Below are 17,577 nucleotides of genomic sequence, written 5' to 3'. Positions count from 1 at the left end.
TTTCTTATTTAAGAGTTACGGATTTGGTTGTTTCCGACTTCAATCTATATGCTTTGAATTCATGAACTTTGCCAGCATTAGGATTTGGTTTTTTTGTTGCTGCCAAAGTGTTTTTGATTAGATCAAATTTATAGCCAACGATTAGATGCTTGGCTTCAACCCTGTTTAATTGCCCGACTTCAATAAAATTGTCAGGAGCCTTGTATTCTTTTGGTACAATAAGCGTTCTGGTGCCAATCAAGCCAGCAGCAATTGAAAATGGTGTCGGAACCACATACATTTTTCTATCGCGAATCTTAATGTCGCCATATGTACCGAATCCATTTACACTTTTGTTTTTATGTTGATACTTGCTATCAGCGTTTAAAAAATCACCATGCGCAACAACTAGATCGATCACGGCGTATTCATCACCCGCTTCATCTCCTTTTGGGTAGCGTCCGAATACATAGTAAATCTGCCTTCCGTTGTAAAAACCACTTGGTGATTTACTATTACAGTCAAAATCCGACGACCGTCCCGGAGTGGCTAACCCCTTGACTTCGAATCCTTCGGCTGAATGAACTAAAGTAAAATCAGGGAATGAGTTTCTGCCATTTTCATCAAAATTTAGTTTTGATTCGGATAGGCAGTCTCTGAACCAATTTTGGAAATGAAATTCTTTATCAGTTTCGCTAACTCGATTGATAAGTCGCCCTTCATTGATGGCTTTCACACACGTTTGAAAAATGTGAAAAACTTTATAGTCAGTCATTAGGTATACTTCTATTGTCTATCGACCATGATTCAATGGCGCGTCGTATAAACTCGGTCTTGCTGATGCCTTCAGATATGCATATATCTTCCAGTTTTTCAGCCTCATCCCGATCTATCACCACCTGAAGACGTTTCTTTTTTCCGTCAATGATCTGTTCGCGGAATCGTTGTTGCCGCTGCCCTGCAGTTTTGTCCATAATGAACTCGTCCGATGCGATAAAGCCAAACCGTTATACTGTAACGCAATTCGCTACAAAAGTCGACGAGGTAAAAAGGCAGCTTGCTCAGCGTTTACTTCTTCGCCACTTGCTAGTGGTCAAGTTTTTTTGGCCACTACAGTAGGTAAAGATTTGGCTTAAACAGGTATTGGCGTGAACCGCGTTTCAACCCACGGCAGCAGAGTTCAATTCCGAGCAACGAAGGTTCTGTATTCGCTGTTTGAATTTCGGGTCGATTTGACCTGCCGCGCACATCGACCCACAGAGTTTACGCACGAGCGTTTCCCGTTGCGCATCCTCTCCGGCGGCCCATAACTTTCCGAACAGTTCGTGAATGGACTTGTGGTGCTTATGCATGACCTTCATGCCAACCGTCCCAACGGCAACACCCGTAATTGCCTTGGTGGTACCGGAATCATATAGCCGTGTCTTCTCCGGATGGACCAGAAGCCCAGCGCGTTCCACAATACTTGCCACTTGATGCTGAAAACCAACGTCTACCCGATCTCCGGAAAAGGTCAAATCATCGACGTAACACGTGACTGTAACACTCCGAGCCGCACAGAACTCATTAAGCAGATCAAACATCTGGTGGTTCGCCCAGAACGCAAGGGACATGCTGATCTGACTGCCAGTTGGCAGGTGATCATGGTAGGTACAGAGTTCTGCCAGAATTCCAGCCACATCCGGCGCGGCATTCATTGTGTCACGAAAGAAGTGAAAAACTGACTTCTTGGTTACGGATGGGAAGAAGCCTTTGATGTCCAGCGTGAGTACAGGATGCTCACCGACGTGTGACTTAGCATTTGTAATATTGGAACGCCCCTTTACACCTGAGTGGACGTAACCCGGCATCGCAATCCTTGCCAGAAGACTGGCGATCCGAGCGTGCACCCATTGAAGCGTACCTTTCGGGACTTGGATTTCTCGATACCCGCCGTTCGCCTTTTCGACACGCGAAACCCAGTAGTTTTCATCTGAAACCAAGCGTTCCAGCTTGCCAATCGAAAATCCCAGTACTTTCGCAAGTCGTCGTTTTGTGGATAGGTTGTAGAGTGCGGAGTCTTTTAAAGTGTAAGCCTTACCCTTGGTATTCAACTTAGGCTTGTTTCTTCGCCTTTTCTTCTGACTCGCTTTTTGCACTGATCCACTCCATGGTCTTCACAATTGTCTTCGCACACGATAACCGTAACTTGTCCGACCGTTTTGCAGCCTCCAAATTTTCAGAAAACAAAAGCAATGAAGAAACCGGCACGGAAAATGCCACGGAATACTTCTCCAGCAACTCCAGTGACACAGTCTTCTTACTCGCTTCAATTTCCGACAGGTAGGACTTCGATATATCTAATTCAGATGCAAGTTCCACCTGCTTTTTCTGGTGGAACAGTCTGATTTGTTTCAACGCTTCATTCAAAAGCATTTCTGGCACCTCGTAATTGGGGAAGCACTAAAGACCATCTGGGAGTCACCATCAGCTTCTATTCGTCGCCGAAAAGGTCGATCAGCTTGCAAGCCAGCTTCAACAATGCGAGAAGCAACTTGATCACTGTCCATCCGACCTTACGTGAACGACGCTTCCGCTGACTCGTCCCAGATGTCCGCCATTCGTCACTTGGTGGCTCAATTGAATTACTCATGAGCAGTTTCTCCATGTAATAGGTGGTTCCGGATGAACCACCCTCTCGCCGTACATGAAGAACAACGTGAATGGCAATAAACTCCGTGCTGGTCCACCTTGCGTCGCCGCAAGGTGGACCACCTCACCGGCGGTGCGCAGTTCCGGTACATCGCGATATGCGACGGACGGGTGCCGCGCGTGCCGTGAAGTCGGTAGGGGCATGCCCCCGCGGGAAGGGTACAACCCAACCCAGTGCTTAGTAGGCGAGATTTTTCGTTTCAACCAAGGACAGTTGCAGAATAGGTTTCAGTTCGCCACATGTCAACAAAATTCGCTGACAGCGAACTTGCGCGCCGCCGCACTTGGCTGTTTATTGTACAGCTTTCCGGTTTTTGACTTCGATACAAGGTGCGATACAATCTGGGCACCATCGGCAAAAAGCCAATGATTTCAAGGGGTTCCAGGGACAGGTTACCCAGTCCGCCTCTGGGCACCATCTCCAAGCCCGCGTCAGCGCCAGCTTTCGCGGGTTTTTCTTCCTTGAAAATCATCCCCGCTTGACGCCCAGCACCCAGCAGAGTATCGACGCGAAATAAGCGAAAGCGTTTCTCTTCCGGGCAGTCCCGTGGCTCGCATTTTTTGGCTGCGATTATTTAGTTCAGATCTCTTCCTATGCACCCGGTCACCGGACTCCTTTTAAAGTAGCTTTTAGCTCGCTGAAATGGCGGACTCAGCAGCGCTCGATCAGCAGTGCGGTGCCCGTTCCGGCGGCGCCGCTGGCGGCCACTATGCCCAATTGCCGGTCGCGGCGCTCGAGTTCGTCCAGCAGGCTTCCCGCCATCATCGCGCCGGTGGCGCCCATTGGGTGCCCCAGCGCAATCACGCCGCCGTTCACATTCAGCTTGTCACCGCCGATATCCAGGTCGCGCTGGCACTTCACCACGGTTGCCGCAAAGGCCTCGTGCAGCTCGAACAGGTCCACGTCGGCCGGGGTGATACCCTGCTGCCGCATCAGTTTGCCGGCCGCCGCCGCACAGCCGGAGATCACCGTCAGCGGGTCGTCACACAGGCTCGCGGCGGCCCTGATTTTTGCCCTGGGCTTTATGCCGCAGCTTCGTCCGACGGATGCATCCCCCACCAGCAGCAGCGCGGCGCCGTCGGCCATGGCCGGGGAGTTGCCGGCGGTGTGGATATGGCGTATTTCGCGGAGGTCGCTATTGGCGCGCAGCTGGAATTCATCGACGCCCGCGGCGCCGAGATCGGCAAAGGCTGGCGGCAATTGCGCCAGGGATTCCGGGGTGGTCTGGTCGCGAATGCACTCGTCCGCGCTGACCGTGATGCCCTTGACCGGGTTGGCGACCGGAACGATCGATTTGAACCAGCCGTTGTCCCTGGCTCGCGCCGCGCGCCGCTGACTGGACAGGGCAATGCGATCGGCCTCCTGCCGGGATACACCGTACTGGGTGGCGATCAAGTCGGCGCCGCTGCCCATCATCAGCATGCGGCAGTGCAGGGCCAGCTCCGCATCGGTGAACACCGAGGCCTTATCCGACAACATCGGCACCCGCGACATCATCTCCACCCCGCCGGCCAGCACCGCAGAGGCCTGACCCGCGTTTACCTTGAGCGCGGCGAAATTGATCGCATCGAGGCCGGACGAGCAGAAGCGGTTGAGCGTAATACCGGGGATATGCGCCGGCCAGCCGGCGTAGAGCAGCGAGGTCTTGGCGATATTGGCAGCCTGGTCGCCGGCCTGGGTCACGCACCCCAGGATCACGTCGTCGACGCTTTTCCTGTCCAGCCCGGTGCGTTGCTCCAGGGCCAGATACAGAGTCTGCATCAGCTCCAGTGGCGACAGATCATGAAGTCCGCCGGACTCCTTGGCGCGCCCCCGCGGCGTGCGGATAGCGTCGTAGATATAGGCCCGGTTCATCAGTTGACTCCCACTATAAAGCTGGCACAGGTGGTGGCGCTGCCACCCAGGTTAAAGGTGCCCATATTTTCCGCGCCGCGAATCTGGTAATCGCCGGCGCGCCCGGTCACCTGCCGGAAGCAGTCCAACAGCATGCGCACGCCGGTCGCCCCCACCGGATGGCCCAGGCCGATCAGGCCGCCGCTGGCATTGATCGGCAGGTCGCCGTCCAGCGCGATGCGCCCGTCCGCCACCGCCTTCCAGCTTTCCCCCGGCGCGGTGAGACCACAGTGGTCGATCACCATATACTCGGTAATCGAAAAGCAGTCGTGTACTTCCAGGCCGTCCAGCTCGGTGACGCTCGCCATGCCCGCGCGGGCAAGGGTGTCGGCCATCAGCCGTCGCACATGGGGAAACAGTAGCGGCTGGCCCGCACTGAGGCGGAGCTTTTCATCCAGCTCGATAGCCGCGGAGGTGTGCCCCCAACCTTTGATGCGGGGAATATCACTCAACCGCAGGCCGTGTTTCTGCGCGTACTCCGCCGCCATTTTTTCGCTCGCGAGAAACACACAGGCCGCCCCGTCGGTAATCTGCCCGCAGTCGGACTTGCGGATGCGCCCCTCGATGGGCGGGTTCTCGTCGTCGCAGTCGGTGAAGAAGCCGGGCTCAAAGTGCCAGTGGCGCGACTGCGCCGCGGGGTTCTTTTTCGCGTTGCGGTAATTGATTTCCGAGATAGCTTTCAGGTAATCGGTGTCGATTCCGTGGCGCCGGTCGTACTCGTCGATGATCCGGTTGAACATATACGGCCAGGGATACTCGCAGTTCCCGGCCTCCCGCCCCCTCCAGGTCGCCGCCCCCAGATATTCGGCGCCGGTCCTGCCCGGCACGTTGCGCATATACTCCAGGCCCATTACACAGGCGAGGTCGCAGTCACCACAGCGGATATCCCGCATAGCGCCCAGCAGGGCCATGGAACCCGAGGCACAGGCCGCTTCGTGGCGCGTGCTGGGTATACCGTTCAACTCCGGATAGGCCTGAGCGAAGAATCCGCCCAACAGCCCCTGGCCGGTAAACAGGTCTCCGACAAAATTGCCGATATGCCCAACCTCAATCCGATCCGGGGGCAGGCCGCACTCGGACAGGGCCGCGTCGAAGCAGGATTTGAACATCTGGAAGATATCCAGGCCCTCGCGGGCCCAGTTGCGGGCAAAGTCCGTCTGGCTGCCTCCCAGCAGGTAAACCGGTGCAGACATTATCAGCCCCTCCCGCGATCGGGCCGCGTGGACGCGTCCTCTGCGGAGCGCACGGCAACCTGTTCCTGCAGCACGAAGCGCTGCACCTTGCCCAGTGCGTTTCGCGGCAACTGCGCAAACAGCTCCAGGCGCTCCGGCAGTTTGAACTTGGCGATGCCCTTGCCCTCCAGGTAGCGAACGATATCCTCTAACGCCGGCGCTTTTTCCGGGTCGCCGGGCACCACGCAGGCGCAGACCCGCTCGCCCAGATTTGGGTCTGCATAGGCGCACACAGCGGCTTCGCGCGCACCGGAAAACCCTTCCAGCAATACATCGATTTCGGACGGGGACAGTTTCATTCCGCCTCGATTGATGATGTCCTTGCAACGCCCGGCAATGCGATAAAAACGGTTGCCCTCGCCGCAGATCTCCACCAGATCACCTGTCAGGAAGTAGCCGTCATCGGTAAAGACCTCGCGGCTGTCCGCACCCCAGTAGCCGTCGAACACCGTGGGGCCCTTTACCACCAGCTCGCCGGCGGTACCCGGCTCGGTAATTTCCGTGCCGGTTTCCGGATCTATCACTTTGGTCCAGATGGTTTTACTGGCGTGGGACTGCCACTCGAGACCGGCCGCCCCAAAGCGCGGGAACATGTAGGCCCTGACGGCCGGATCGGGCACGTCCTTGGGCCTGGACAGCAAATTGATCCCCTCGTTGGAGCCGTAATAATTCACCACGCTGACTCCGTAATCGCGGTCGAATTTTTCCATCATCCACGGGGCCAGCGGTGCGGAGCCCGAGCCTATGGCGTGCAGCGCGGAAAAATCAAACTGTTTCCACAGCGCCTCGTTTTTGGCCAGCTGGTTCAGCATCGCCGGCGGAATAATGGTGAAATTTACTTTTTCATCCTGCACCTGTTGCAGGAAGACTTCGGGCTCGAACGGCTGGTGCAACACCAGTGTGCAGCCCACCAGTACAAATGCGTACAGGAAGGCACTGACCGACGCCATATTGACCAGCGGAAAGGGGTTCAGCAGGACATGGCCGGTCTGGTAGTCCCCCGCCTCGACGCAATTGCGCGCAACCGTCATCCACATATTGTGGGAGCGCGGCACCCCCTTGGGCACCCCGGTGGTGCCCGAGGTCCAGCACAGGGTGATAGTCTGGTTGGCATCCTGCGGATTGGCTGTCCAATGTGCCCGCAGGCGCTCTCCGGCAGTGCAGCTCTCGCCAGGGTCCATTTGCAGATTGTCGTCCCAAACCAGTATCGCCATCCGGCTGGCCAGGGGCTCCGCCCGCAGGCCGCCGAAGGGTTTGCCCTTCAGCGTCTTCACGGAAATATACGCCCGGGCATCCAGGGTTCCGGCAATATGGCGCAGCTCGTGTTCAGCGTATTGCACTGGCACCGGGGAAATGATCGCGCCTATTTGGCTGATGGCCATATAACAGACGACCAGCTCGGCGATATTCGGCATCTGCACTATGACCCGGTCATCAACACCAATCCCCTGCGCCAACAGCTGCGCGGCCAGGTTGGTGCTGGCATTTTGCACCTCGGCAAACGTCAGTCGCCGGGGCTCTGAACCCACCAGCTCCCACCGGTTGGGCTGATCCACGAGCGCCAGCATATCCGGCTGCTCTGCCGCCCTCTCGGCCAGCAGCTGGTGCAGGCAGACCCCCTCCCAGAGACCGCTCTTTTCGTACTCATCGATTCGCTGTTTCGAAGAAGTGATCATAATTTTCTCTTATTATTGTGAGTTGAGCGTGATTCCCGGGCCGTGTTAACCCCGACGGAAATTCAACAGAGCCGGTCGGGCCGCTTTATTACGCAGTCAACAACGGGATACGGCCTCGCGATATTCTTTCTCCAACTGCGCCACCACCTCGGCGATGGACTGCCGCCGGGTGACGGCGCCAACGCCCTGACCCGCCGCCCAGATATCCCGCCAGCGCCTGACATCGCCAGCGGCCTTCAGGAAGTCGATCTCCGCCGCCCCCGGCATATTGTCTGGATCGTAGCCGCCGCGGATCAGGCTGTCGCGCAACCAGTTGGCTTTGACCCCGGTGATGGCATCGCTGGTGACAATGTCGGCGCCGGAAGCATCGATCACCATCTGCTTGTAGGCTTCCTGGGCGCGGCTCTCATGGGTGGGGATAAAGCGGGTGCCCATGTAGACATAATCGGCGCCAAGCACCTGCGCAGCGCGCACTGCGCGGCCGCTGCTGATGGCACCGGAGAGAATGATTTCCCCGTCAAAAAAGCTGCGCACTTCCTCTACAAATGCAAAGGGCGAAATCTGCCCGGTGTGCCCGCCAGCGCCGCTGCAAACCAGTGCCAGCCCGTCCGCGCCCGACGCCGCAGCCTTGCGGGCATACTCCAGTGAAACTACATCGGCGTAGATTTTGCCTCCATAGCTATGCACCTGGTCCACGGCATCCCTGGGGCTGCCGAGCGCGGTGATTACGATCGGGGCGCGGTATTTGACCGCCAGGGCCAGCTCGTCGCGGCAGCGGCTGTTGCTGCGGTGCATCACCAGGTTCATCGCCCAGGGGGCGGCGCCGGGCCTGTCCGCCAGTGCTGCGGTTATCTCCCGCAGCCAGTTTTCCAGATCTTCCGCTGTGCGCGCATTGGGCGCCGGAAACGATCCGACAATGCCCGCCTCGCAACTGGCCACCACCATTTCCGGGCCAGACAACAGGAACATGGGGGCCTGTATGACCGGCAGCTTGAGGTTCCCTGCACCTTTCACAGTGGCCAAAGGCCCGATACCAGTTGCTTTATCCATCGAGCACCATATAGCTTTTATTATTAGACTTTATGCTATATCAAATAATAGTTGGCAGGCAATACAGGATAACCGCACAAGAAAAAATGAAACTATTAGCCTGAAAAATCCTACCAGTTTCAAAAATAACAGATGGATGCAGCGCCAAACTATACTTGCATTAATAGACTTAACTACTTCAAAACAATAGACTTGAATCCACAAGAATAATCACACACGCCAACCGCCAGCCCGCGAATAGGCCACAAACACCAGAGGCGAACCATGCCCACAGACCTACATGATCAAAACCGCTTCCCGATAACGGAGAAATGCCTGGGGGCAATCCCCCGGCTGAAGGATGCCCCGCAGTGGATTTACGAGATAGACAACCCCTATCTGCACGGCGTCTACGCCCCGAGCGAAAACATCGACCTCTGCGCAGCGGAACTGGAAATAGAGGGCGAGATCCCCCGGGATATGTACGGTGCCTATCTGCGCAATGGCCCCAACCCGCGCCAGAAACCGAAAAATCTCTATCACCCGTTTGACGGCGACGGCCTGGTGCACGGCATTTATTTCAAGGATGGAGAAGTGGTCTACCGCAACAGCCAGATACAAACCGCTGCCCTGCTGCGCGAGCAGGCGCAACATCAGGCCATCTGGCCCGGCGTTATGGGACCTTTCGACTTCACACTGCCGGATTTCCCGATCAAGGATACGTCCAACACGGATATCATCTGGCACAACGGCCGCCTGATCAGCCTGTGGTACAACTCCGGCATTCCTTACACTCTGGACCCGGTGACTCTGGAAAACCTCGGCCCGCTGGAATCCCCGAGCAAACTGACGCGCAAGATGTCCGCGCACTCACGGGTCGACTGGGAAACCGGGGAGATGTTTTTCTTCGATTACGGCGATACCCCGCCCTATATGACCTACGGCGTGCTCAATCCCGACGGCACCCTGAAGCACGAGTGCCCTATCGACCTGCCGGGCCCGCGCCTGCCCCACGAAATCACCTTCACGAGCAACTACGCGGTACTGCACGATCACCCGCTGTTCCACGACGTGGATGTCCTGCAGCGGCACGGCATGCGGGTGATCCGCTTCCACCGCGATATGCCCACCCGTTTCGGCCTGATCCCGCGGCTGGGCACTAAGGTCACCTGGTTTGAATGCGAACCCTGCTATGTACTGCACACCTCCAACGCCTGGGAGGAGGGCGACTGGGTCGTGATCGACGGCTGCCGCTCCACCAACCCGATGCCGGATGCCGATCCCGGCGAAGGCGCGCTGTCACATATGCTTGCCTATATGCGCCTGGAGGCGAACAACTATCGCTGGCGCCTGAACCTGCGCACCGGCGAGGTAAGGGAAGCGCCGATAGACGACCTGAATTCGGAATTCAACAAATCAAACCAAATCTTCCACGGCGTGAAAACCCGCTACGCCTATCACCAGAAAATTCCTCTTTTGGCCGACGGCGGGCACACACTGCGTTTTACCGGGCTGATCAAATACGACAACGAAACCGGACAGCGCCAGGAGTGGAACTACGGCCCCGGCGTTTTCGGCAGCGAAACGCCGTTTGTGCCCAGGGAAGGCGCGGACCGCAACAGTGGAGAGGACGACGGCTACCTGACCAGTTTCGTAACGGACACTAGCGACTGGACATCCCACTGCCTGATCTTCGACGCGCGGGATATCACCATAGGTCCGATTGCAAGAATCAGGCTGCCACACCGCGTACCTTACGGATTCCACGGCTGGTGGGCGCGGGGGGAGGATATCTTCCGCTGATCGCGCGCTCCCAGACAGTCGGCGCCAAAAAAACGGCAAGTAACGGAAATATTTGCTGTTAAGGAACCTCTGAATAATTCCGCGATACCTCTGGCTTGCAGAGGCATTGCGGAATTATTCAGAGGTTCCTTAACTGATGTGCATATCCCGACACTGACAAGAGCCCGTTGCAAGCACAATTTAACGCGGTACCCGTCCCAGCAGTAAAACAACAATAAATATCCCGGAGATACGCGATGAAAACCACAATAAAAACATTTCCGCTCACCCTTCTGGCCAGTGTTGTGGCCACCTCGGCCAACGCAGCCACCATCGAGGAGGTGATAGTTACCGCCGAGAAGAAGTCCTCCAGCGTTCAGGATGTCCCGATGTCCGTCGCCGCTATCGGCGGCGACGACATCGGCATCGGCAAAGTCACGGATATGAACGACGTGGCCCTCAAGACTCCCGGGGTCGCCTTCAAGCAGTTCAACCTGGGGGAGCCGCGCCTGTACATCCGCGGTATCGGCAACAGCTCCGACTCCGCCGCCAGCGACTCCGCAGTCGGTATCTTTATCGACGAAGTGTATATCGGCCGCACCGGCGGCAGCGGCTTTGATCTGATCGATCTGGAGCGCGTGGAAATCCTGAAAGGCCCCCAGGGAACCCTGTATGGAAAGAATACCAACGGCGGTGCGGTGAACTTTATTACCACCCGCCCCAGCGGGGAGCGCTCCACCGAGCTCAGCTTTACCGCCGGTAACGGAGGCCTGTTCCACACCCAGGCGCTGCTCAACGGCGCCATGACCGAATCGGTGGCCGGCAAACTGACCATCGCCCACAAGTTGCGCGACGGCTTCGAGAAAAATGTCATTCGCGAATCCGATATCACTGCCGACACCGGCCTCACCAACAGCCCCATTGTGGGAAATTCCCAGGGCGCGGCCGGAGCGGGAGATAAACTCGGCGATATCAAGAGTCTGCACATGCGCGGCCAGCTGCTGTTCGACCTCAGCGACCAGACGACGGTGCTGTTGAGCGGCGACTACTCCAAAGACGAGACCAACGGCAGCTGCAGCCACCTGCAGAATATAGCCGCCGGCGCCCTCGGCACCGGTGCCCTGTGGCAGAATGCGGTCGACGGCCTGTCCTCAGAGTACAGGCGGAACAAGCGCAGTTGCGCCTCCCAGTTCGACACCTCGCAGGAGCGCGAAATTAAGGGCCTGAGCGCTCGTATTGAACAGGGCCTCGCCTGGGCCGACCTGTTGTCCATTACCGCCTGGCGCGCCAGCGAACTCGCCTACCTGGACGACCTGACCGGTATACCACTGACCGATATCAGCCTGCCCTACTCGGCACCGGAAAATGTCATCGACGGCGCCGAGGAAGAGGCGGCACAGTTCTCGCAGGAATTCCGCCTGAGCGGCAGTTACGACAGTGTCGACTGGATTGCCGGCATCTTCTATATGCAGGAGGAGGTCGAGCGCGCGGAGGAATTCTATACCCGCTACAACGCCGCCCTGAGCGGCGGCCTGGGTCTCGCGGCGGAAGGGGATGTCATCTTCCTGCAGGACAACACGACCACCAGCACCGCAGTCTATGCCCAGGCGGACTGGAACCTCGACGACAGCTGGACCCTTACCTACGGTGTGCGCTGGAGCAGGGATGAAAAGGAAATCACCCAGGATGCCCAAGACCTGCTGGGCACAGGGTTTCCCACCGGTGTGCCGCTGATCCTGCCGGAGTTTGACCAGCCGGTTGAAGGCTCGGCGGACTGGCAGGAGGTTACGCACAGGGCATCGGTCAATTACCGCTTTGATGAAGATGCGATGCTATACCTCACCTACTCAGAGGGTTTCAAGAGCGGGGCCTTTCCGTCGCAGACCAACCTGGCTGCCAACGCCACCGAGACGGTCGATCCGGAATTTGTGGAAAACATCGAACTGGGCCTGAAATCCACCTGGTTCGACAATCGCCTGCAATTCAATATTGCCTATTACGACCTCGACTATGACAACCTGCAGGTGTTTGAGCTGAGCCCCACCCTGCTGCTGGTACTGAATAATGCCCAGGCGTATTCCAGGGGCTTCGAGACCAGTGTCGCCTTTGCCGCAAGCGACCACCTGACCATCAGCGCCAGCTACAACGACGGCGAGGCGCGCTTCGAGGAGTTTGTCAACGCCAGCGGCACCGACCTGTCCGGTAAGCGGCTGCCCCTGTCATCGGACAAGTCCGGCACCCTGGATATTGACTACCGCCTGCCCCTGGCCGGCGGCAGCGCGCTGGCCCTCAACCTGAACTACGCGTGGAAGGACGACTTCTACACCGAAGCGACGAATGCCGCGGTGACACGCCAGGACGCCTACGGCGATCTGGGGGCCTCCGCCTCCTGGAGCAGCGCGGACGAGTCCCTCACGCTGCGCGCCTGGGGCAAGAATCTGAACGACGGGGACCGGGTGGCCTCGGTGACGGTGGACCCGACAGGTATTACGTCCGAGAAATATATGGCTCCCAGGACCTACGGCGTGACGCTGTCCAAGCGTTTCTAGAAGCTGTTTCACAACGTAGCGAGCGAGTGACTGGTGGTGGCCGCCGGAGCGGAGGCACCGCAGTGTACAAGTAGTACATGAGGATGCCGAGCACCGCCGGACGCCTGGCGCCCGTTTAGTAATTGTGAAACAGCTTTTAGCGGAAACGCACCTCGTCCGCCCGGGGTACCTCGCGGCAGGTCCGGCAGATCACATCGGTCGCCAGCTCGTTGCCGCAGGGCTTGTGCACCAGCGTCAGGGGATGCCTGACCTTGGGCAGCCACTCGAGCACCCACTGTCGCAGTGCCATGGTCAGCGGGTAGAGTGCCTTGCCCTTTTCGGTCAGGTGATATTCGTAGCGCGGCGGGTTGCTCTGGTACTCGCGGCGACTGAAAATGCCGGCATCCACCAGCAACCTGAGGCGGTCTGCCAGGATATTCGTGGCCGCCCCCAGTTGCTGGCGAAAATCGTCGTAACGCCGCAAACCCACAAATGCCATCGCCATCAGCAGCAGGGTCCAGCGGTCGCCGATAATATCGATGATATGCCCCAGCAACTGGGTGTCGGCACCGGCGCCGCGTGTGCGGCGCTGGCTGCCAAATTCGCTCAGTTTTTTCGGCGGCTCGCCCTGTGGCGACGCCTTGAAGACACGCTCTACATCGTCGTAGTGGAGCGCTTCGCGGCAGTGGCGACATATCGCCAGCGGCTCGAAAGGATGTCCCTTGCCGGCGGTATGAAACAACCTGCTGGGCAGCTGCGCATCTGCGACATCGGCCCACTCGGTTTCCCACTGCCAGATCAGCAGCGCCCAGGGGTAGAGCGCCAGGCCCTTGCCGGTGAGCCGATACTCATAGCGCAGGGGCGCTTCCTGGTAGGGGTTCTTGTACAGGATGCCATTCTGCACCAGGGTTTCCAGGCGCTTGGAAAGGGTGCCTCGGGAGGCGCCAGTTCCGGAGCGAAAGTCTTCAAACCGGTGCTGGCCGAGAAATACCTCGCGCAGAACGAGAAGGGTCCAGCGATCCCCGAGCAGATTCAGCCCCCGGGCGACCGGGTTGGACAGTATTTGTTGAGCGGCTTGCATGGGGCGAATCCTACTGGAAACGGGTTGCGGATAAAACCACACGCAGAAACCCCGCTTGCCGCCCGCACTTTTCGCCTGTTAGTCTAACAATAAAAGTAATATCGATGCCCGCCGATCACTTTCAGAAAAGGCTCGTCGCGCGACACCCCAGGTCGCGCCCGGTTCAGCCAACGGATAAAAATCATGAACACCTGGTTTGAGCAGCACAGAGTCACTCTCGACAAAGCCCTGGATGCCTGCGCGAAACGCTATGCCTGGACGGCCTATATCGAGAGCCCCAGCCGCAAAATTCACGGCAGCGCAATTCCCGCCGCCGGCAAGGCGCGTTTCGAGGCACTGCTGAACCGGGACTACCCGCTGCAACTGCCCGGCGAGACCGGCCGCACCGGTGCCGAGGTGTCGCCCTATACGCGGGCGCCGCTGGGCATTACCTACCCCAGGGTGGATATTCCCCGACTCTTTTCCGCGGTTGAACAGGCGATGCCGGCCTGGCGGGACGCCGCGGTGGAAACCCGCGTGGGTATCTGCCTGGAAATCCTGCACCGCTGCGCACAGCAGCTGTTTGCAAACGCCCACGCCACCATGCACACCTCCGGCCAGAGTTTTGTCATGGCCTTTGCCGGCAGCGGCGCCAATGCGCTCGACCGCGGGCTGGAGGCGCTGGCCTATGCCTACAAGGCCATGCGGGACATCCCCGCGGACGCCACCTGGGAGCGGGGTTTCGGTGCCGGCGGCACCGTCAAACTGCAGAAACAGTACCGGCTGGTGCCGCGCGGTATCAGCGTCAACATCTGCTGCGCGACCTTTCCGCTGTGGAACGGCTATCCGGCCCTTTGCGCCAGCCTGGCCACCGGCAACCCGGTGGTCTTCAAGCCCCACCCCAGCGCCATACTGCCGGTGGCCCTGGTGGTTTCCGTGTGTCGCCAGGTACTGGAGGAAGCCGGCTTCGATCCCAACCTGGTCAGCATGGTTGCGGACACCCGCGAGGCGCCGGCCACCATCGCACTGCTGGAGCAGCCGGCGACCGCCATTGTCGACTTCACCGGCAGCCCCGGCTTCGGCCGCTGGATCGAAAACAACTGCCGCAACGCGCAGGTGTATACCGAAACCGCGGGCTGCAACTCGGTGGTGATCGAATCCACCGACGACTTTGAAGGCATGTGCCGGGCCATAGCCCAGTCCCTGTGCCAGGCCTCGGCACAGATGTGCACCAGTGTGCAGAACATCTACATTCCCGCCGACGGCATAGGAGTCCGGGGCACGCGTGTCGGCTTTGACGAGGTGGCGCGGGGCCTGGTGCAGGCGGTGGACGAGCAGCTGGCCGATCCCCGAAATGCCGCCTTCCTGTGCGGCGCGCTGGTCAGCGACGATATCTACCGCGCGCTTGAAAAACTGCGCACACAGGGGCGCGCGCACGGCCGCTTGCTGCGGGATACCGCCCCCTATCAGCATCCGGAGTTCCCCGATGCGCGCACGGCCACACCACTGATGATCGAAGTCACCGAGGCGCAGAGCCACCTGTACCGCGGTGAATTTTTCGGGCCTGTGTCCTTCCTGATCAGGGGCGGGTCCGCCGACAGCTGCCTGTCCGATGCCACCCGCAATGCCAGAGAGTGCGGCGCCATTGCATCCCACGTCTACTCGGTAAACCCGGAATTTCTACAGGCCGCACAGGATGCCTACAACAACGCCGGCGCCTCGGTAGCCTGCAACCTGATGAATATGCCGATCAATTTTGCCGCGGCCTACAGCGACTTTCACGTAACCGGGCTGAACCCGGCGGGCAATGCCTGCCTCACGGATCTGGCCTTTGTCGCCAGTCGCTTCCGCATAGTGCAGCGCAAAGTCATGGCCTGCTAAAGCCGGAACAGGATCGAGAATACAGCCGTGGACGATCTATTTATCCCCGCTATCGGCATGACCCAGCTGGGCAAGTTTGCCCAGTGCAGCGTCAAGGCCCCGAGCGGAAAGGCCGGGGCGCTGGCCCTGAAAAGAGCCGAAACCACAAAGGCAGCGCTATGAGCCACTGGATGCCCGACAGAAACCTCTCCGGCATGGAGCGCGTCAGAAGCCTCGAAGCCCGTGAACAGCGCTCCGGTATGGCGGAAAATCTGGGCTATAGCATCCAGTCTATCGCCGACGGCACCGTGGTTTACCGCTACGAGCCGAAAGAGCGCCACCAAAACCTGATCGGCTCCCTGCACGGCGGCATTCTCGCTTCACTGTTGGATAGCGCCATGGGTGCCGCAGTGATGACCCAGCTGGCGCCGGGCGAGTCGCACACCATGACGGACCTGACAGTGAAATTTATTGACGCGGTGCGGGATCGAGAGGCGCTACTGGTGATCGAGGGTCGCGTCAATCGAGCCGGCAGGCGCATGTTTTCCACCGAAGGCGCCATACGGGATCAACAGGGGCGCCTGATTGCCCGCGCCCTGGCAAGCGCAATCCGGCTGTAACCCCGGCGGTCGGGAGAGTAGAAGCGGAAGCAAACCGAGTGGCCGCAAATCAGGCACATAAATGCTTGATTTTTCGTGGAGGGTTTGCGGACCCGAGCCGCACACCCGGATTGAAAAAAGCCTGGATAGCTTTTTTCAACAAACTGTTAACTCAGATCGCCGGAAAATACAGCCGGTGCAATTGCAGTGAAGGGCCTGGATCGGACTCACCTGTCACCCAATGACAAGGAACTGCCGACACAGAAACTGCCGTAGCTGTCTTCACGGGAAAATCAGCCAGTCTTTCTGTTTGCTCACCGGCGCAAGGTGGTGATAAAAATGTGACACACATCGCATTGGTTTCGGCAAGCTGGGCTCCAGTGGCCCAACGTTTGTCTTGGCGAGATGACCACTCAGTTGGAAGCAATAACCACCATGAAACCAGACACCCAGCTTCTGAAGTCCGTATGGGCGGAATCGCAAGAACACATCAGTACCAGCAAGATGGAGATGCAGAGGCTGGAACTGGACAGGCTGGTATCGGCGATATTCAGCAACGGTCCCTTTTATTTCTATATCGTCGACTTCGCCGATATGTCGCTGAGCTATGTCAGTCCGTCGATTGAGGAGATACACGGTCTGGATCCGCAGCGGGTCACCTTTCAGGACATACTCGAGCAGATACATCCGGACGATATGGATTTCGTCTCCCGCGCCGAGGCGGCGGCCTTTGATCTGGTCTACGGCAGAATAGCCGCGGAAAAACGCACCAAGTACAAGATTTCCTACTGTTTCAGATTCAGGACTGCGGACGGTTCCTATCAGCTGTTCAACCACCAGGCCGTGATCCTGAATACCGATGCGGAGGGCAGGCTGGCGAAGGCGCTCAATATCCACACCAATATCAGCCACCTGACGGATCAGAACAATCACCGCGTTTCGGCCATCGGCATGCTCGGGGAGCCGTCGTTTCTGGATATCGCCGCGCGCACGCCGGGCGGGGCGCGAGTCGCCGCGCCATTTAGCGGGCGCGAGCTGGAAATCATCAGGCTGATGTCGAATGGACTCACCAGTGCGGAAATCGCCGAGGAGCTGTGCATTTCTCCCAACACGGTCAAGAACCACCGGAAAAATATTCTAAAAAAATCCGACTGCAAGAACTCTGGTCAGTTGATCAGCAAGTGTATTGGCGAGGGTCTTCTCTGACGTCGCCGCGCGCGGAGAGGCGAAATGACTCCAAAGGGCTA

At 58.4% G+C, this 17,577-nt stretch carries 15 protein-coding genes and 1 other RNA gene; 6 read left to right on the top strand and 10 right to left on the bottom strand.

Going from position 1 to position 17,577, the window contains the following annotated elements; all coding sequences use genetic code 11:
- Window positions 1-4 precede the first annotated feature (4 nt).
- From ACXAF3_RS09055 to ACXAF3_RS09020, 8 genes are all read right to left on the bottom strand, one after another.
- Entirely contained in the window at window positions 5-754 is a 750-nt protein-coding gene (locus ACXAF3_RS09055; RefSeq protein WP_475111973.1) for a hypothetical protein, read from the bottom strand.
- The gene (locus ACXAF3_RS09050) at window positions 747-953 is read right to left on the bottom strand and encodes a ribbon-helix-helix domain-containing protein (protein WP_475111972.1); all 207 of its coding nucleotides are present in this window, start codon (window positions 951-953) and stop codon (window positions 747-749) included. Before ACXAF3_RS09050 ends, ACXAF3_RS09055 begins: the two co-directional genes overlap by 8 nt.
- Before the next feature lie 186 nt (window positions 954-1,139).
- Window positions 1,140-2,117: a reverse transcriptase family protein gene (locus ACXAF3_RS09045; protein ID WP_475111971.1), complete on the bottom strand. Its 978-nt coding sequence runs from the start codon at window positions 2,115-2,117 to the stop codon at window positions 1,140-1,142.
- Window positions 2,074-2,394 carry a helix-turn-helix domain-containing protein gene (locus tag ACXAF3_RS09040; RefSeq protein WP_475111970.1) on the bottom strand — a complete coding sequence of 107 codons (321 nt, stop codon included), beginning with the start codon at window positions 2,392-2,394 and terminating at the stop codon, window positions 2,074-2,076. The genes ACXAF3_RS09045 and ACXAF3_RS09040 overlap by 44 nt, the downstream gene beginning before the upstream one ends.
- A gap of 928 nt (window positions 2,395-3,322) precedes the next feature.
- Window positions 3,323-4,525 carry an acetyl-CoA C-acyltransferase gene (locus tag ACXAF3_RS09035; RefSeq protein ID WP_475111969.1) on the bottom strand — a complete coding sequence of 401 codons (1,203 nt, stop codon included), beginning with the start codon at window positions 4,523-4,525 and terminating at the stop codon, window positions 3,323-3,325.
- Window positions 4,525-5,757, bottom strand: a complete 1,233-nt coding sequence (locus tag ACXAF3_RS09030) for an acetyl-CoA acetyltransferase (protein WP_475111968.1) — start codon at window positions 5,755-5,757, stop codon at window positions 4,525-4,527. The genes ACXAF3_RS09035 and ACXAF3_RS09030 overlap by 1 nt, the downstream gene beginning before the upstream one ends.
- Before the next feature lie 2 nt (window positions 5,758-5,759).
- Window positions 5,760-7,472 carry a class I adenylate-forming enzyme family protein gene (locus ACXAF3_RS09025; RefSeq protein WP_475111967.1) on the bottom strand — a complete coding sequence of 571 codons (1,713 nt, stop codon included), beginning with the start codon at window positions 7,470-7,472 and terminating at the stop codon, window positions 5,760-5,762.
- Window positions 7,473-7,568: 96 nt separating this feature from the next.
- Entirely contained in the window at window positions 7,569-8,522 is a 954-nt protein-coding gene (locus ACXAF3_RS09020) for an NAD(P)H-dependent flavin oxidoreductase (protein WP_475111966.1), read from the bottom strand.
- 264 nt (window positions 8,523-8,786) lie between these two features.
- Between ACXAF3_RS09020 and ACXAF3_RS09015 the strand changes: the two genes are divergently transcribed.
- Both ACXAF3_RS09015 and ACXAF3_RS09010 read left to right on the top strand, forming a co-directional pair.
- Window positions 8,787-10,304 carry a carotenoid oxygenase family protein gene (locus ACXAF3_RS09015; protein WP_475111965.1) on the top strand — a complete coding sequence of 506 codons (1,518 nt, stop codon included), beginning with the start codon at window positions 8,787-8,789 and terminating at the stop codon, window positions 10,302-10,304.
- A 236-nt stretch (window positions 10,305-10,540) separates the two neighbouring features.
- On the top strand, window positions 10,541-12,832 hold the full coding sequence (locus ACXAF3_RS09010; RefSeq protein WP_475111964.1) for a TonB-dependent receptor: 2,292 nt from the start codon (window positions 10,541-10,543) through the stop codon (window positions 12,830-12,832).
- Window position 12,833: 1 nt separating this feature from the next.
- Here the strand turns inward: ACXAF3_RS09010 and ACXAF3_RS09005 are convergent.
- Window positions 12,834-12,911: non-coding RNA, sX9 sRNA (locus ACXAF3_RS09005), on the bottom strand.
- A gap of 57 nt (window positions 12,912-12,968) precedes the next feature.
- Complete coding sequence (locus ACXAF3_RS09000) at window positions 12,969-13,892, bottom strand: winged helix-turn-helix transcriptional regulator (RefSeq protein ID WP_475111963.1); 924 nt, start codon at window positions 13,890-13,892, stop codon at window positions 12,969-12,971.
- Window positions 13,893-14,075: 183 nt separating this feature from the next.
- Between ACXAF3_RS09000 and paaN the strand changes: the two genes are divergently transcribed.
- From paaN to ACXAF3_RS08980, 4 genes are all read left to right on the top strand, one after another.
- A complete protein-coding gene (gene paaN, locus ACXAF3_RS08995; protein WP_475111962.1) occupies window positions 14,076-15,752 on the top strand; it encodes a phenylacetic acid degradation protein PaaN in 1,677 nt (558 codons plus the stop codon).
- A gap of 27 nt (window positions 15,753-15,779) precedes the next feature.
- Window positions 15,780-15,914 carry a hypothetical protein gene (locus ACXAF3_RS08990; RefSeq protein WP_475111961.1) on the top strand — a complete coding sequence of 45 codons (135 nt, stop codon included), beginning with the start codon at window positions 15,780-15,782 and terminating at the stop codon, window positions 15,912-15,914.
- Window positions 15,911-16,351, top strand: a complete 441-nt coding sequence (locus ACXAF3_RS08985) for a PaaI family thioesterase (protein ID WP_475111960.1) — start codon at window positions 15,911-15,913, stop codon at window positions 16,349-16,351. The genes ACXAF3_RS08990 and ACXAF3_RS08985 overlap by 4 nt, the downstream gene beginning before the upstream one ends.
- Window positions 16,352-16,765: 414 nt before the next feature.
- Complete coding sequence (locus ACXAF3_RS08980; protein WP_475111959.1) at window positions 16,766-17,536, top strand: helix-turn-helix transcriptional regulator; 771 nt, start codon at window positions 16,766-16,768, stop codon at window positions 17,534-17,536.
- Window positions 17,537-17,577 lie beyond the last annotated feature (41 nt).

It is taken from the genome of Microbulbifer sp. ABF4_143, assembly GCF_056160225.1.
This window is presented reverse-complemented; position numbering and strand designations above follow the sequence as displayed.

What these genes read in the sequence shown, in the direction of transcription:
- ACXAF3_RS09015 (WP_475111965.1), top strand. Translation starts at nt 8,787, where the DNA reads ATGCCCACAGACCTACATGATCAAAACCGCTTCCCGATAACGGAGAAA.
- ACXAF3_RS09025 (WP_475111967.1), bottom strand. Translation starts at nt 7,472, where the DNA reads ATGATCACTTCTTCGAAACAGCGAATCGATGAGTACGAAAAGAGCGGT.
- ACXAF3_RS09030 (WP_475111968.1), bottom strand. Translation starts at nt 5,757, where the DNA reads ATGTCTGCACCGGTTTACCTGCTGGGAGGCAGCCAGACGGACTTTGCC.
- ACXAF3_RS09050 (WP_475111972.1), bottom strand. Translation starts at nt 953, where the DNA reads ATGGACAAAACTGCAGGGCAGCGGCAACAACGATTCCGCGAACAGATC.
- ACXAF3_RS09040 (WP_475111970.1), bottom strand. Translation starts at nt 2,394, where the DNA reads ATGCTTTTGAATGAAGCGTTGAAACAAATCAGACTGTTCCACCAGAAA.
- ACXAF3_RS09010 (WP_475111964.1), top strand. Translation starts at nt 10,541, where the DNA reads ATGAAAACCACAATAAAAACATTTCCGCTCACCCTTCTGGCCAGTGTT.
- ACXAF3_RS08985 (WP_475111960.1), top strand. Translation starts at nt 15,911, where the DNA reads ATGAGCCACTGGATGCCCGACAGAAACCTCTCCGGCATGGAGCGCGTC.
- ACXAF3_RS08980 (WP_475111959.1), top strand. Translation starts at nt 16,766, where the DNA reads ATGAAACCAGACACCCAGCTTCTGAAGTCCGTATGGGCGGAATCGCAA.
- ACXAF3_RS09035 (WP_475111969.1), bottom strand. Translation starts at nt 4,525, where the DNA reads ATGAACCGGGCCTATATCTACGACGCTATCCGCACGCCGCGGGGGCGC.
- ACXAF3_RS09020 (WP_475111966.1), bottom strand. Translation starts at nt 8,522, where the DNA reads ATGGATAAAGCAACTGGTATCGGGCCTTTGGCCACTGTGAAAGGTGCA.
- paaN (WP_475111962.1), top strand. Translation starts at nt 14,076, where the DNA reads ATGAACACCTGGTTTGAGCAGCACAGAGTCACTCTCGACAAAGCCCTG.
- ACXAF3_RS09055 (WP_475111973.1), bottom strand. Translation starts at nt 754, where the DNA reads ATGACTGACTATAAAGTTTTTCACATTTTTCAAACGTGTGTGAAAGCC.
- ACXAF3_RS09000 (WP_475111963.1), bottom strand. Translation starts at nt 13,892, where the DNA reads ATGCAAGCCGCTCAACAAATACTGTCCAACCCGGTCGCCCGGGGGCTG.